The sequence below is a fragment of the Streptomyces sp. NPDC127595 genome, assembly GCF_042671685.1.
In the GTDB taxonomy this organism is placed as follows: Bacteria; Actinomycetota; Actinomycetes; order Streptomycetales; family Streptomycetaceae; genus Streptomyces.
The window spans coordinates 43,569-58,915 of the sequence record NZ_JBHXWK010000018.1; the positions used below are offsets into that span (position 1 = coordinate 43,569).

12 protein-coding genes are annotated in these 15,347 nt (G+C 70.5%); 9 read left to right on the forward strand and 3 right to left on the reverse strand.

Annotated features, from left to right (window positions below; all coding sequences use genetic code 11):
* Positions 1–50: 50 nt before the first annotated feature.
* Positions 51–1,586, forward strand: a complete 1,536-nt coding sequence (miaB, locus tag ACFVKT_RS37835) for a tRNA (N6-isopentenyl adenosine(37)-C2)-methylthiotransferase MiaB (protein WP_385740706.1) — start codon at positions 51–53, stop codon at positions 1,584–1,586.
* 135 nt (positions 1,587–1,721) lie between these two features.
* A complete protein-coding gene (locus ACFVKT_RS37840) occupies positions 1,722–2,447 on the forward strand; it encodes a class III extradiol dioxygenase subunit B-like domain-containing protein (protein WP_385740709.1) in 726 nt (241 codons plus the stop codon).
* 136 nt (positions 2,448–2,583) lie between these two features.
* Here the strand turns inward: ACFVKT_RS37840 and ACFVKT_RS37845 are convergent, their stop codons facing one another.
* On the reverse strand, positions 2,584–2,832 hold the full coding sequence (locus ACFVKT_RS37845) for an antitoxin (RefSeq protein WP_385740712.1): 249 nt from the start codon (positions 2,830–2,832) through the stop codon (positions 2,584–2,586).
* Between the two features lie 23 nt (positions 2,833–2,855).
* Positions 2,856–3,122, reverse strand: coding sequence for a hypothetical protein (locus ACFVKT_RS37850; RefSeq protein ID WP_385740715.1), 267 nt, complete (start codon positions 3,120–3,122; stop codon positions 2,856–2,858).
* A gap of 183 nt (positions 3,123–3,305) precedes the next feature.
* Here ACFVKT_RS37850 and miaA point away from each other — a divergent pair, with 183 nt between their 5' ends.
* The 6 genes from miaA (at position 3,306) to hflX (ending at position 11,513) form a co-directional block, all read left to right on the forward strand.
* Positions 3,306–4,244: a tRNA (adenosine(37)-N6)-dimethylallyltransferase MiaA gene (miaA, locus tag ACFVKT_RS37855; protein WP_385740718.1), complete on the forward strand. Its 939-nt coding sequence runs from the start codon at positions 3,306–3,308 to the stop codon at positions 4,242–4,244.
* A gap of 108 nt (positions 4,245–4,352) precedes the next feature.
* Positions 4,353–4,874: a hypothetical protein gene (locus tag ACFVKT_RS37860; RefSeq protein ID WP_385740851.1), complete on the forward strand. Its 522-nt coding sequence runs from the start codon at positions 4,353–4,355 to the stop codon at positions 4,872–4,874.
* 109 nt (positions 4,875–4,983) lie between these two features.
* Positions 4,984–5,853: a diaminopimelate epimerase gene (gene dapF, locus ACFVKT_RS37865; RefSeq protein ID WP_385740721.1), complete on the forward strand. Its 870-nt coding sequence runs from the start codon at positions 4,984–4,986 to the stop codon at positions 5,851–5,853.
* Between the two features lie 168 nt (positions 5,854–6,021).
* Positions 6,022–8,226 carry a RelA/SpoT family protein gene (locus ACFVKT_RS37870; RefSeq protein ID WP_385740724.1) on the forward strand — a complete coding sequence of 735 codons (2,205 nt, stop codon included), beginning with the start codon at positions 6,022–6,024 and terminating at the stop codon, positions 8,224–8,226.
* 70 nt (positions 8,227–8,296) lie between these two features.
* A complete protein-coding gene (locus ACFVKT_RS37875; RefSeq protein WP_385740727.1) occupies positions 8,297–9,802 on the forward strand; it encodes a M1 family metallopeptidase in 1,506 nt (501 codons plus the stop codon).
* A gap of 214 nt (positions 9,803–10,016) precedes the next feature.
* Complete coding sequence (gene hflX / locus ACFVKT_RS37880) at positions 10,017–11,513, forward strand: GTPase HflX (RefSeq protein ID WP_385740730.1); 1,497 nt, start codon at positions 10,017–10,019, stop codon at positions 11,511–11,513.
* Positions 11,514–11,683: 170 nt separating this feature from the next.
* Here the strand turns inward: hflX and ACFVKT_RS37885 are convergent, their stop codons facing one another.
* Entirely contained in the window at positions 11,684–12,910 is a 1,227-nt protein-coding gene (locus ACFVKT_RS37885) for a trypsin-like serine peptidase (RefSeq protein WP_385740733.1), read from the reverse strand.
* A 596-nt stretch (positions 12,911–13,506) separates the two neighbouring features.
* Between ACFVKT_RS37885 and ACFVKT_RS37890 the strand changes: the two genes are divergently transcribed.
* Complete coding sequence (locus ACFVKT_RS37890; RefSeq protein WP_385740854.1) at positions 13,507–14,958, forward strand: diaminobutyrate--2-oxoglutarate transaminase family protein; 1,452 nt, start codon at positions 13,507–13,509, stop codon at positions 14,956–14,958.
* Positions 14,959–15,347 lie beyond the last annotated feature (389 nt).

Below are 15,347 nucleotides of genomic sequence, written 5' to 3' on the forward strand. Positions count from 1 at the left end.
GGGCACCCGGGCGGACAAGAGGTACTCCGGGCACCGCCTACCCTTGTCACATGAGCAGCAGCGACCGGAGCCAGGCAGTGGACGTTCAGGAAACCAAGACCTACGAGGTACGCACGTACGGGTGCCAGATGAACGTCCATGACTCCGAACGGCTCTCTGGGCTCCTTGAGGACGCCGGTTATGTGCGCGCCCCCAAGGACGCGGACGGCGACGCGGATGTCGTCGTCTTCAATACGTGTGCCGTACGGGAGAACGCCGACAACAAGCTGTACGGCAACCTCGGCCGGCTCGCCCCGATGAAGACGAAGCGCCCCGGTATGCAGATCGCCGTCGGCGGCTGTCTCGCGCAGAAGGACCGCGACACCATCGTGAAGCGGGCACCCTGGGTGGACGTCGTCTTCGGGACGCACAACATCGGCAAGCTGCCGGTCCTCCTGGAGCGCGCCCGCGTACAGGAAGAGGCGCAGGTCGAGATCGCCGAGTCCCTGGAGGCGTTTCCGTCGACGCTGCCGACCCGCCGCGAGAGCGCGTACGCCGCCTGGGTGTCCATCTCCGTCGGGTGCAACAACACCTGCACCTTCTGCATCGTCCCGGCGCTGCGCGGCAAGGAGAAGGACCGCAGGACCGGCGACATCCTCGCCGAGATCGAAGCCCTGGTCGGCGAGGGCGTCTCCGAGATCACGCTGCTCGGCCAGAACGTAAACGCTTACGGCAGCGACATCGGCGACCCCCAGGCGTTCAGCAAGCTGCTCCGTGCCTGCGGCGCGATCGAGGGCCTGGAGCGCGTGCGCTTCACCTCGCCGCACCCGCGCGACTTCACGGACGACGTGATCGCCGCGATGGCCGAGACACCGAACGTGATGCCGCAGCTCCACATGCCGATGCAGTCCGGCTCGGACACCGTCCTGAAGGCGATGCGTCGCTCATACCGCCAGGAGCGCTACCTGGGGATCATCGACAAGGTGCGGGCCGCCATCCCGCACGCGGCGATCACCACCGACATCATCGTGGGCTTCCCCGGCGAGACCGAGGAGGACTTCGAGCAGACCCTGTACGCGGTCCGCGAGGCCCGCTTCGCGAACGCGTTCACGTTCCAGTACTCCAAGCGGCCCGGAACTCCGGCGGCCACCATGGAGGGGCAGATCCCCAAGGAGGTCGTCCAGGCGCGCTACGAGCGTCTCGTCGCCGTCCAGGAGGAGATCGCCTGGGAAGAGAACAAGAAGCAGGTCGGCCGCACCCTGGAGCTGATGGTCGCCGAGGGCGAGGGCCGAAAGGACGGCGCCACCCACCGCCTCTCCGGCCGCGCTCCCGACAACCGCCTGGTCCACTTCACCAAGCCCGACGAGGACGTACGCCCCGGTGACGTCGTCACCGTCGAGGTCACGTACGCCGCCCCGCACCACCTCCTCGCCGAGGGCGCCGTCCTGGACGTGCGCCGCACGCGCGCGGGGGACGCTTGGGAGAAACGACACGTCGAAAGCACAGCCGCGGCCGCGAAGCCGGCGGGCGTCATGCTCGGCCTGCCGAAGATCGGCGCGCCTGAGCCGCTGCCGGTCGTGGCGGGCAGCGGCTGCGGGTGCGACTGAGCGCGCTGCGCGTCGGGAAGGGGTGCCGGGTGGCGGCGTGGCCTGGTGCCTGGTGTGCGTTCCGTGCGGCGTGGAGTTCGCCTAGCGCGCCCAACCAGTGACGTTCCGCCGCTGAGCGGGGCTACGCTGCCGATCATGCTTGTAGCCGCCGCAGTCTGCCCCTGTCCGCCGCTGCTGGTCCCGGACGTTGCCGCCGGCGCGGCGCCCGAACTCGCCGACGCGCGCGCCGCCTGCACGGACGCGCTGGGCGTGCTCGCCGCCTCCCGCCCTGACCTGCTGGTCGTAGTGGGCCCCGCCGAACAGAGCGGGCGCGGGCCGCACCCCGAGGGCACCGAGGGCTCCTTCCGTGGCTTCGGCGTGGATCTCGACGTACGCCTTGGGAATGTGGAACTGGCGTCGGGCCCGCAGGCTTCCGGGCGTCCGCTTCCGCCGTCGCTCGCCGTCGCAGCGTGGCTCCTGGAGCGCACGGGCTGGTCCGATGCCCCTGTCGAGGGTCTCGGTGTGGGGGAACCTCTCGCGGCTGAGCGGTGTATCCAAGTGGGGGAGGAGATCGGCGCGCGGGCCGGGCGGGTGGCACTGCTGGTGATGGGCGACTCCAGCGCGTGCCGGACGCTGAAAGCGCCCGGTTATCTCGACGACCGTGCCGCGGGCTTCGACGAGGGCGTCGCGCGTGCGCTGGGGGCGGCTGACGTGGCGGCGCTGAAAGCGCTGGACGCGGAACTGGCGCAGGAGTTGAAGGTGTCCGGGCGGGCGCCCTGGCAGGTCCTCGCGGGCGCGGCGGAGGGAGCGGGGCTCGGCGGAGCGCTGCTGTACGAGGACGCGCCGTACGGGGTGGGGTATGTGGTGGCGGCCTGGTCGTAGACGTGACCACGGTCTCCTGAGACGCCCCGCCCAGCTGTCATGCAGCCCTGGGGCATGACCGCGAACACGGCGGACGGCCGGGAGCCCTGAGTGCTCCGCGGCCGTCCGTCGATGCGTGCTGTTCGGTTCAGTTCGGTCAAGAAGCCGGCGGCGGAGGCATGGCGCCACCGTCACCGTCCTTGTGCGCGAGGCGGTCCATGGCGCCCTTCGCCTTGCCCGTGCCTGTCTGGATCTTGTCGCTGTACTTGTGCTTGGTCTTTTCGTCGACCACCTTGGCGGCCTTGTCGAGACCCTGACTGACCTTGTCCCCATGCTGCTGCGCGAGGTCCGAGACCTTGTCCTTGGCAGGCGCCAGCTTGGCTTTGAGATTGTCCAGAAGACCCATGGTCCACCTTCCCTCGCGGGCGGTTATGTGCGGGCGCCTTCGCCGGCCTCGCTGTCGGCGGCCTTTTCGGCGGTCTGTTGCTGGGGGATCTCGACGTCCTCCGTGGTGGATGCCCCGACGGTCTCGGTCTCGGTCTCCGCCGTCGCCCCGCCCTCGGTCTCGGACGAACCCTTCGCCTCTTCCGCCACCGCCACCTCCGCCTCGGCCGTTACCGTGTCGGCCTGCACCTCAGCGGTTGACGCCTCCTCCGTGGCCTTCGACCTCCGGAGAAGTCGTGCAAAAACGCCCATATCCACTCCATACGTTACTCGTGAGGGTGAAATTCCGCGTTGCCCGGTGCGTCCCATTGCGCCGCCCGGGTCACCGCTCGTCCGAAACCGGCGGCTGGAACCTCGCAACAGGCAACGACCTCGGACTTTTGCCGTTACGTAACTCGTTCGAGGAGAGGTCCGGACGTTTGCGAGACTGGGACCGTGAGAAGCAACCCCCCCACCCCCCGGGTCATCGCCGTCGTCGGACCGACCGCGGCAGGAAAGTCCGATCTGGGCGTTTTCCTCGCCCAGCGACTCGGAGGCGAGGTCGTCAACGCCGACTCCATGCAGTTGTACCGAGGGATGGACATCGGCACCGCCAAGCTGACGTCCGAGGAGCGCGGCGGGGTCCCGCACCACCTCCTGGACATCTGGGACGTGACCGTCACGGCCAGCGTCGCCGAGTACCAGCGGCTCGCCCGCGAACAGATCGACGCACTGCTCGCCGAGGGCCGCTGGCCGATCCTGGTGGGCGGCTCCGGGCTGTACGTCCGCGGGGCCGTGGACCATCTCGAGTTCCCCGGCACCGACCCTGAGGTGCGGGCCCGCCTTGAGGAGGAGCTCACCCTGCGCGGCTCCGGCGCGCTGCACGCCCGGCTGGCGGTGGCCGACCCGGAGGCCGCGCACGCGATCCTGCCCAGCAACGGCCGCCGTATCGTCCGCGCCCTCGAAGTCATCGAGATCACCGGCAAGCCCTTCACCGCCAACCTGCCGGGCCACGACTCCGTGTACGACACCCTCCAGATCGGCGTCGACGTGGCGCGCCCCGAGCTGGACGAGCGCATCGCGCGCCGGGTGGACCGCATGTGGGGCGCGGGGTTCGTCGACGAGGTGCGTGCACTGGAGGCGCAGGGGCTGCGCGAAGGGCGCACGGCCGCGCGCGCACTCGGCTACCAGCAGGTGCTCGCGGCGCTCGCGGGGGAGTGCACCGAAACGGACGCGCGGGCCGAGACCGTACGTGCCACCAAGCGCTTCGCGCGCCGTCAGGATTCATGGTTCCGCCGGGACCCGCGGGTGCATTGGCTCAGTGGGGCTGCGGCAGATCTCACAGAACTCCCGCAGCTCGCGCTGGCGTTGGTCGAACGACCGGTCACAGCCTGATCACGTCATGGCATCGGGACGCTCCGGCCGTCATCCGGGCCTCTGGCGCCGTGCCATCATCGAGCTTCGATCGACCAGTGAAAGTCCGAGTTGGGAGGGCGCGTGGCGATGGAGGCCGGCCCTCGTGACACCGCACGAGACACTGAGCACGGTATCGATCCGGACGGCGATCGTCTGAACATCGATCCGGATATCGATCCGGACGGAGAACCCCTGATTTCCGACGGACCCGAGGACACCCCGGATGGTGTGATCGCCGACGGGCCCGGGCCGGGCGAGATGTCCCCGGAGCCCGAGGTCGAGGTCGAACTGCGTCCGCAGCGCCGGCTGCGTATCTGGCAGCTCGCGCCCATCGTGGCCCTCGCCGCGATCGGCTCCCTGATGTTCGCCTTCCCGCTGGCCTTCGAGTTCGGCGACGGCGGCGCCGTGGTCGCCATGCTCGGCCTGCTGATCTGCTCCTGCGCCGCCGGCTGGGGAATGATGGCCGCCCGCCGGGTCGGCTACACCTGGCCGGGCTTCCCGCAGCGCGGTTCGGGCCGAGGTCCGGACTGGCGTGTGGTGATCGCGTACGTCGTGCTGGTCGCCGCCGTGGTGGTGCTCGCCGTGGGGCGCGTGGCGCGGCTGCGCTGACGCACCTGTGTGCGTGATCCGGCTTCGCCGGTGTCGCGTCGGGCTCCGGCTGCGCCGACGCCCGCCCGCGTGCGTGCGGAGTGTCGGACCGAACCCGTACGATCGAGGAATGAGCGCGCGGATCGCCTTCCTCAAGGGGCACGGGACCGAGAACGACTTTGTGATCATCCCGGACCCGGAGAACGTCATCGACCTGCCCCCGGCCGTCGTCGCCGCCCTGTGCGACCGCCGCGCGGGAATCGGCGGAGACGGTGTGCTGCATGTCGTACGGTCCGCCGCGCACCCCGAGGCCAAGGAGATGGCGGCCGAGGCGGAATGGTTCATGGACTACCGCAACGGCGACGGGTCGGTCGCGGAGATGTGTGGCAACGGAGTGCGTGTGTTCGCGCGCTACCTCCAGCGGGCCGGACATGTGGCCGCAGGTGACATCGCGATCGCCACGCGCGGAGGCGTGAAGGCGGTGCATCTCGCCAAGGACGGCGACGTGACCGTCGGCATGGGCAAGGCGCTCCTCCCCGAAGGGGACGTCAGCGTGAGCGTCGGCGGGCGCACCTGGCCCGCGCGCAACGTCAACATGGGCAACCCCCACGCGGTCGCCTTCGTGGACGACCTCGCACACGCGGGCGAGCTGTACTCGCCACCGCCGTTCAGCCCGGAGTCGGCGTACCCGGACGGGGTGAACGTCGAGTTCGTGGTGGACCGGGGCCCGCAGCACGTCGCCCTCCGGGTCCACGAGCGCGGCTCCGGGGAGACCCGCTCGTGCGGCACGGGCGCGTGTGCCGTGGCCGTCGCCGCGGCCCGACGTGACGGCGCCGACCCGGCCGTGACCGGCACTCCGGCGACGTACACCGTGGATCTGCCCGGCGGGCGGCTGGTGATCACCGAGCACCCGGACGGCGAGATCGATATGACGGGACCCGCGGTGATCGTGGCCGAAGGTGAGCTTCTTGCCGAATGGTTCGAAACCGTAAACCCCTGAACCTTCGCTCGAATGGGTGATCCGTTTCACGCTCGGCGAGAGGCGGTCAGCGGCACGTGGCGGGCTCGGTAGCATCAAGCACCGGCCCGGACGGGGGATCGACACCATCCCCTGAGCCGTGTTCGCCATGGGGCACCCGTCCGCCGGTCTACGCAGCCGGAGGTGCCCATGAGTGCGGAGGCGACGAATCCCGCGACGCCAGGCCCTGTAATGCCGTCCCCCAAGCTCTCGGCCTCACCCCCGCTCGCGACTTCGCTGGACCGGGGGGACGCTCCTGAGCAGGGAGTACCTCCCGTGCACCGCAGGAAGGGCCTTCCCCGGATCGACCTGCGCCGCCTGGGCCGGGCCGCTTTACTCGGCCCCGCGGCCCGTGACCGGCTGCCGGACGCGATCGGCCACGTGGCCGAGGCCCACCGTGCCCACCACCCCAGCGCCGACCTGGAGCCGCTGCGCCGGGCGTACGTGCTCGCGGAGTCCTCGCACCGCGGTCAGATGCGCAAGAGCGGTGAGCCGTACATCACACACCCGCTCGCCGTGACCCTGATCCTCGCCGAACTCGGCGCGGAGACCACGACGTTGACCGCCTCCCTGCTGCACGACACCGTCGAGGACACGGAAGTGACCCTCGATCAGGTGCGGGAGGAGTTCGGCGAGGAGGTCTGTTATCTGGTCGACGGTGTCACCAAGCTGGAAAAGGTCGACTACGGAGCTGCCGCCGAGCCCGAGACGTTCCGCAAGATGCTTGTCGCCACCGGCAACGACGTCCGCGTGATGTCGATCAAACTCGCCGACCGGCTGCACAACATGAGGACCCTCGGCGTCATGCGCCCCGAGAAGCAGGCCCGAATCGCCAAGGTCACCAGGGACGTTCTGATCCCGCTGGCCGAACGGCTGGGCGTCCAGGCGCTCAAGACCGAGCTCGAGGACCTCGTCTTCGCGATCCTGCACCCCGAGGAGTACCAGCACACCAGGGGGCTGATCGCCGACAACGCGGCGCGCGACGGCGACCCGCTGGCGGAGATCGCCGAAGAGGTGCGCGGGGTCCTGCGCGAGTCGGGTCTGCAGGCCGAAGTCGTCATCCGGCCACGGCACTTCGTCTCCGTCCACCGGGTGTCACGCAAACGCGGACCCATGCGCGGCGCCGACTTCGGACGGCTCCTGGTCCTCGTGAACGAGGACGCCGACTGCTACGGGGTGCTCGGCGAACTGCACACCTGTCTCACGCCGGTGGTCTCGGAGTTCAAGGACTTCATCGCCGTGCCCAAGTTCAACCTCTACCAGTCGCTGCACACGGCCGTCGCGCGCGGCGACGGCGAGATCGCCGAAGTCCTCATCCGCACCCACCAGATGCACAAGGTCGCCGAGGCCGGGGTCATCGCGCTCGGCAATCCGTACGCCGCTCCCGCCGAGGAGCAGGCGGAGCGTTCCGCCGACGGCGAGCGGGCCGACCCCACCCGCCCCGGCTGGCTCTCCCGGCTCCTCGACTGGCAGGCGGGTGCCGCGGACCCCGACACGTTCTGGTCCACGCTGCGCGAGGACCTCGCCCAGGACCGCGAGATCACCGTCTTCCGTGCCGACGGCGGCTCATTGGGCCTTCCCGACGGCGCCAGTTGCGTGGACGCCGCGTACGCGCAGTACGGCGACGACGCGCACGCCTGCATGGGAGCCCGCGTCAACGGCCGCCTGGCGACGCTGAGTACGGTTCTGCGGGACGGCGACACCGTGCAGCTCCTCATGGGGCAGGACCCGGCCTCGGAGCCCTCCAGGGAGTGGCTGGAGCACGCGCACACACCCGCGGCACGGATCGCCATCCAGCGCTGGCTCGCCGCGCACCCTTCGCCCAGCGACGCCGAGGCCCCCGAGGCGCCCGCCGCGGCCCCTCGCCCGGCCTCGGACGGGCCCACCGCCCGGCCCGGCGCCGCGAACGCCGTCGTCGAGCAGTCCGGCGCGTCCGTACGGCTCGCGGGCTGCTGCACGCCCGTACCGCCCGACGCCGTGACCGGCTTCGCCGTACGCGGGGGAGTGGTCACCGTCCACCGGGTCGAATGCGCCGCCGTGGAGAGCATGAAGGGCGTGGGGCGCGCGGAGGTCGGGGTGAGCTGGGGCGACACCACCGAGTGCCGAGTCACGCTGGTGGCCGAGTCCTTCGGGCGCCCGCATCTGCTCGCCGATCTCACCGAGGCCATCGCCATGGAGGGCGTCGCCATCGTCTCGGCGACCGTCGAACCGCCCAGCCAGCAGCGCGTACGGCACACGTACACACTCCAACTCCCGGACGCGGCGCACCTTCCCGGGCTGATGCGGGCCATGCGGAACGTGCCGGGCGTGTACGACGTCAGCCGGGCGCAGCACCAGGCGGCGGCCGCGCAGTAGGAGGACCCTTTCGGGTGGACCCGGCGCGCGTCGTCACCGTACGGCGGTTGCGCGCTGGTAGCCGTGGTCCATGCCGCTCACCCCCACCCCCAGCCCAAGGGCTCGCCTCCCCAAGCCCCGTCGGATCAAGGCGGCCCTGCTCGCCTCCGCCGTCTCCGTCTGCCTCATCGCCGCGAGTGCGCCCTCCCCGGCCGCACCGCTCGGCGTCGGCGACCGGCTCTTCCCGTACCTGGGTAACCCCGGGTACGACGTCGCGTCGTACGACCTCGCCTTCACCTATCCCGGCACCAACACCAAGCCGCTCGCGGCCGTGACGACGATCGATGCCGTGGCGTCCGCCGCGCTCGATCAGGTCAACCTCGACTTCGCGCACGGGACGGTGGGCTCGGTCGACGTCAATGGGGTGCCCGCGTCCTTCAAGAGCGCTGGGGACGACCTGGTGGTGACGCCCGCGGAACCGGTGGCCGCCGGGGGCTGGATGCGGATCACGGTGCAGCACACCAGCGATCCGGTCCCCGCCGCGAACCAGGACGGCGGCTGGGTGCAGACCAAGGACGGGCTGGCGATGGCCAACCAGGCCGACGCCGCGCACCTGGTCTTCCCGTGCAACGATCACCCGTCCGACAAGGCGATGTTCACCATCCACGTCACCGCGCCCGACGGGTACACGGCTGTCGCGAACGGTCTGCCGGCCGGAACGGAGCGGGCCGGCAAGTCCACCACCTGGACGTACCGCACCCAGCACCCCATGGCGACCGAGCTGGCCCAGGTGTCCATCGGCCGCTCCACGGTGCTGCACAGGACCGGGCCGCACGGTCTGCCCGTACGCGATGTGGTGCCCACCAAGGACCGCGAGCTGCTGGAGCCGTGGCTCAAGAAGACCCCCGACCAGATCGCCTGGATGGAGGGGAAGGTCGGCCCTTACCCCTTCGAGGCGTACGGGCTGCTGATGGCCGACGCCCGGACCGGCTTCGAACTCGAGACGCAGACGCTCTCTCTCTTCGAGAGAGAGCTCTTCACCGAGCCCGCGTACCCGAAGTGGTACGTCGAGTCGATCATGGTGCACGAGCTGTCGCACCAGTGGTTCGGAGACAGTGTCAGCCCGCGCACCTGGTCCGACCTGTGGCTGAACGAGGGGCACGCCACCTGGTACGAGGCCCTGTACGCCGAGGAGAAGGCCGACAGGCCCATGGCGACGCGTATGAAGGCCGCCTACCGGGCGTCCGACGGCTGGCGGGCCGCAGGAGGGCCGCCGGCGGCGCCCAAGGGGCCCAAGCCCGGTCAGAAGATCAGCATCTTCCGGCCGAACGTCTACGACGGGGCCGCTCTGGCGCTGTACGCGCTGCGTGAGGAGATCGGGCGTCCGGCCTTCGAGCGGCTGGAGCGGTCCTGGGTGAGCGCTCACTACGACGGGGTCGCGTCGACGGCGGACTTCGAGAGCCTGGCGTCGGGCATCGCGGGCCGCGATCTGAGTGGGTTCTTCAAGGCGTGGCTGTACGGCGAGAAGACTCCGCCCATGCCGGGCCACCCGGACTGGAGGAGCGACACCCCGGCGCCGGCACAGAGCGCCGGATAACTCACGTGACGAGACGGGGCGTGCCGTGCGACCATCTTTCTGGTCGGCGGCACGGCCCCTCCGGGCCGGTGAAACGGTCCCTCGGGGGCCGGCGACCCGGACCCGTGAGGTTGACCTGGCGGAATCCGGGAATCTCACGGTGGCCCGGGACGTTCTACTCCACGACAGACGCTGTCCGCCGCCCCATCGTTGTCCCCCTAGACGTAAGGATCCAATGACCTCCTCTTCTTCCCCTTCCCAGGACGCGCAGAGCCTCGCGCAGAACCACCCCGAAGGTCTTCGGGCCGATGCCCTGATGGAAGAGGACGTCGCCTGGAGCCATGAGATCGACGAAGAGCGGGACGGCGACCAGTTCGAACGTTCCGAGCGCGCGGCCCTGCGCCGCGTGGCGGGCCTCTCCACCGAGCTTGAGGACGTCACCGAGGTCGAGTACCGGCAGCTCCGCCTGGAGCGCGTCGTACTCGTCGGTGTGTGGACGTCGGGGACCGCGACCGACGCGGACAACTCACTCGCCGAGCTGGCGGCCCTCGCGGAGACCGCGGGTGCCCTCGTGCTCGACGGCGTGGTCCAGCGCCGCGACAAGCCGGACGCGGCCACGTACATCGGTTCCGGCAAGGCAAATGAGCTGCGGGACATCGTCCTGGAGACCGGCGCCGACACCGTCATCTGTGACGGTGAGCTGAGCCCCGGCCAGCTGATTCACCTCGAAGACGTCGTCAAGGTCAAGGTCATCGACCGTACGGCCCTGATCCTCGACATCTTCGCCCAGCACGCCAAGTCCCGAGAGGGCAAGGCGCAGGTCGCGCTCGCGCAGATGCAGTACATGCTGCCGAGGCTGCGAGGCTGGGGTCAGTCTCTGTCCCGTCAGATGGGCGGCGGCGCGGGCGGCGGCCTCGCCACCCGTGGTCCCGGTGAGACCAAGATCGAGACCGACCGGCGCCGTATCCGCGAGAAGATGGCGAAGATGCGCCGGGAGATCGCGGACATGAAGACGGGCCGCGACATCAAGCGCCAGGAGCGCCGTCGCAACAAGGTGCCCTCGGTCGCCATCGCCGGTTACACCAACGCCGGCAAGTCCTCGCTGCTCAACCGCCTCACGGGCGCGGGAGTGCTCGTCGAGAACGCGCTGTTCGCGACCCTCGACCCAACCGTGCGCCGGGCCGAGACCCCGAGCGGGCGGCTCTACACGCTGGTCGACACGGTCGGTTTCGTCCGGCACCTGCCGCACCACCTGGTCGAGGCGTTCCGCTCCACGATGGAGGAGGTCGGCGACGCCGACCTGATCCTGCACGTGGTCGACGGTTCGCACCCGGCCCCGGAGGAGCAGCTGGCCGCCGTGCGCGAGGTCATCCGTGACGTGGGCGCCATCAAGGTGCCCGAGATCGTGGTGATCAACAAGGCGGACGCGGCCGATCCGGAGGTGCTCCAGCGGCTGATGCGGATGGAGAGGCGCTCCATCGCGGTCTCGGCCCGTACGGGTCTGGGCATCGACGAGCTGCTCGCGCTCATCGACAACGAGCTGCCGCGTCCCTCGGTCGAGATCGAGGTCCTCGTGCCGTACACGCACGGCAAGCTGGTCGCGCGTGCGCACAACGAGGGCGAGGTCATCTCCGAGGAGCACACCCCGGAGGGCACGCTGCTCAAGGTGCGGGTGCATGAGGAACTGGCGGCGGAGCTCATGCCGTATGTTCCGACGCCGGCGCTTTCGTAGGGTCGTATCCGATGTTCCGTCCGGTTCGGACCGATTCGGTGCTGTAGGCGTGTCAGCGCGGGCGTGTTCGGGCTTCGGCCGGGACCCTGGTCCGTGCGTATGAAGGCCCGCCCCTCTTGTCGGAGGGGCGGGCCTTCGTCGTATGGCGTATCGCTGCTACGGCCGTTGTGTCACTGCCCGGCGAACTTCTCGCTCACCTGGTCGTACACACCCTTGGCTTCGGTGCCGAGGTGCGGACCGGCCAGCCAGCCCGAACTGACCGGGCCGATCGACGTGTTGGACACCAGCGCGGGCTTGCCGTCGGCCCCCGCGGCCACCCAGCCGCCGCCGGACGAACCACCTGTCATGGTGCACCCGATGCGGTACATCGTCGGGTCGGCCTCCACGATCGACAACCGTCCCGGCTTGTCCGTGCACTGGAGCATCGTCTCGCCGTCGAACGGCGCCGCCGCCGGATAGCCGGTCGCCGTGATGCTCGCCACCTGCGACACGGCCGGTGCGCTGAAGTTCACCGGAAGCGCCGAACCGACGGTCTCCTCAAGGGACTTGCCGTTACCGCCCTCTTCCGGCGTCACATGCAGCACGGCGAAGTCGTACGGGGCTCCGTCGCCGCCCGTGGCACCGCCCTGCTCGATCCACTGGTCCGAGGTCTGCGCCCAGTCGCTCCACCAGACGCCGTACGGTGCGACCTCCTCCTTCGTCGCGGACGCCAACTCGGCTGCTGTGGCGGCGTCGTTGTTGTACGAGGGGACGAAGGCGATGTTGCGGTACCAGCCGCCCGTCTTGCCGGAGTGCACGCAGTGGCCCGCGGTCCACACCATGTTGGACTTGCCCGGGTTGGCCGGGTCCTCGACCACCGTCGCCGAGCAGACCATCGTGCCCTCGGGAGAGTCGAAGAACACCTTGCCCGCCTCGGCGGCGTTGTCGTGGTACGGCGCCGGCACGGCCTCCGCGGTCACGGGATCCGGGGTCGGGTCGGTTACACCCTGGTCACCGGAGAGATCGCTCTCGTCAACGCCCTTGTTCTCGTCCGGATCGTCCGCCTCGCGCATCCGGTCCGGGTCCCACAGGCCCTCGATGATCGGGTTGATGTAGTCCTCGGCCTCGCGCAGCCAGTCGTCCTTGTCCCAGTTCTTCCAGGCGCCGTCCTTCCACTTGTCGACATCGATTCCGTGCTCTTTGAGCCTGTCCTTGATGTCGTCCGGAATCGTGATCTTGTCGTCGCCGCTCTGCGCCGCGGAGGAGGCCTCGCCGCCTGCTGTGTCGTCGCCCGAGCCGCAGGCGGTGGCGGTCAGCGCGAGTGTCGCGGTGAGACAGACGGCGGCCAGCACGGGGGAGGTTCTGCGCCGCGCGCCCCTCCCTCGACGACCGGCGAAGGGCGGGCGTATCGATCGCATGGTGTAACTCCCCCTGGAGATATGAGAACTGGCTTGCTGCGGGTGCGGGTGCGGGTGCAGGTACGGGTGTTGTGTTCTGTGGTCTGCGAGGCGGTGCGAGTACGGGCTGGTGCTGGTGCCTCGCGGTGGGCTGTATGGCCTTACCTGCCTTGGCCGTTCGGCGTCACCGGACGGCATCACAGACTATGCGGTCGCTGTGGGGGACATCCGACGGAACAGCAACGGTTCCGTCACGGCAAGGATCTTCGCCACGCCCGCTTCCCCGCGCGCGCAGCGTCGTTGGTACGTACGGGGGACCTGACGCATGCGTTCAGAACCCCCTGCCAACTCGCCTCTGGACAGCGGGAGGACCTGAAGTCGTGGCCGTGACCGAGTCTGCGGTGGTGCCGGTGGGGCGAGAGCCCGAGGAGCTGCGGGAGGGTGCGTTCCGTGCTTCCGGCGGGACGGGAGAAGATGTGCCCCGCGCCGCAGAGGGGGCGCGAGAAGGTGGGTTCCGCGCGGCAGAAGGGGCGCGAGGCGATTGGGCTCGGGTAGCCGAGGGGGCGCGAGGAGATGGGTCCCGGGTCGCCGAGGGGGCGCGTGCGGCACACGAGGGGATTCTGCGGCGCCAGTCGGCGCGCGAGTCGGCGGCACGCACCTACGCACGCGCCCTTCCGATCGTCCCCGTGCGGGCGCGCGGCCTGACGATCGAGGGTGCCGACGGCCGCCGCTACCTCGACTGCCTCTCGGGTGCGGGGACCTTGGCCCTCGGACACAACCATCCGGTGGTCCTGGAGGCGATCAGAAAGGTCCTCGACTCCGGAGCCCCGCTGCACGTCCTCGACCTTGCCACGCCCGTCAAGGACGCCTTCACCACGGAGCTGTTCCGCACACTGCCGCCCGAGTTCGCCGCCCGCGCGCGGGTGCAGTTCTGCGGACCCGCCGGGACGGATGCCGTCGAGGCCGCGTTCAAGCTGGCGCGCGCGGCGACCGGGCGGACCGGGATGCTCGCGTTCACCGGCGCCTACCACGGGATGACTGCGGGGGCGCTCGAAGCATCCGCGGGCGCGACCGACGTACGAGTCGCGCGCCTGCCCTATCCGCAGGACTACCGCTGTCCGTTCGGCATCGGCGGTGACCGGGGCGCCGAACTGGCCGCACGCTGGACGGAGTCCGTGCTCGACGACCCCAAGTCTGGCGTGCCACACCCCGCCGGGATGATCGTCGAACCCGTCCAGGGCGAGGGCGGGGTGATTCCGGCGCCCGACGCGTGGATGCGCAGGATGCGTGAGATCACCGCAGCGCGGTCCATCCCGCTGATCGTGGACGAGGTCCAGACCGGCGTCGGCAGGACCGGGGCCTTCTGGGCGGTGGAGCATAGCGGGATCACCCCGGACGTCATGGTCCTGTCCAAGGCGATCGGCGGAAGCCTGCCGTTGGCGGTCGTCGTCTACCGCGACGACCTCGACGTCTGGCAACCCGGCGCTCACGCGGGCACGTTCCGCGGCAACCAACTCGCCATGGCCGCGGGCACGGCGACCCTCGCGTACGTCCGCGAGAACCACCTCGCCGAGCGCGCCGGGACCCTGGGTGCCCGCATGCTCGCCCAACTCCGGGTGCTGGCGGACGAGTTCTCCTGCATCGGAGACGTACGCGGCCGGGGACTGATGATCGGCGTCGAGCTGGTGGACCCCGAAGCCGCTCCGAACCCCGCTGCCGGCGGCTCCCGCCCCGCCGCCCCCGAACTCGCTGCCGCCGTCCAGCGGGAGTGCCTTCGCCGAGGCCTGATCGTGGAACTGGGCGGCCGCCACGCCGGCGTGGTGCGGCTCCTCCCTCCGCTGACCATCAGCGACGAACAGGCGACCGCCGTACTCGACCGCCTCGCGGACGCGGTGAACGCGGTGGCTCGGGGGCACCTGAGGCGTGGCGGGGGCGAGGCACGTGCGGAGCCGGACGGGGGCGTGAACCTTGGCGGGTGTTCCGGCGGAGGCCGACTTCGTGACCGTCGCGAGCTGCCGGGGCCCGCTGACCAAGGCCGGCGTTCCGGGTGTACCGAACACACCGGATAGGGCGGCACTGGCGGGGTGCGTGGGCCGATCGGTCGTTGCGCCGCTGGGGTGCTGGGGTGCTGGGGTGCTGGGGTGCTGGGGTGCTGGGGTGCTGGGGCGCTCGGGCGCTGGGGCACCAGGGCGCAGGGTTGCCGGGCCACCAGGGTGCCGGGTCGTTGGTGCGGCGAGTGGCGACGCGGCGGCGGAGGCACCGAGGCACCTCACGGGGCGCGAGCGCCGGATCACGAGGTGCGCGTGTCCGGATGGGCGGCGTACGGCTCGGGGATCCGGCGTACGCGCTTGGGTCTGCGTCCGGCGAGGGGGGTCCGGTGCTCGGCGCTTGGGCGCCCAGCGGAGGCCGGACCCTCGTACGGACACCCCACCCAAGCCGGACCGGACCTCCGATCCAC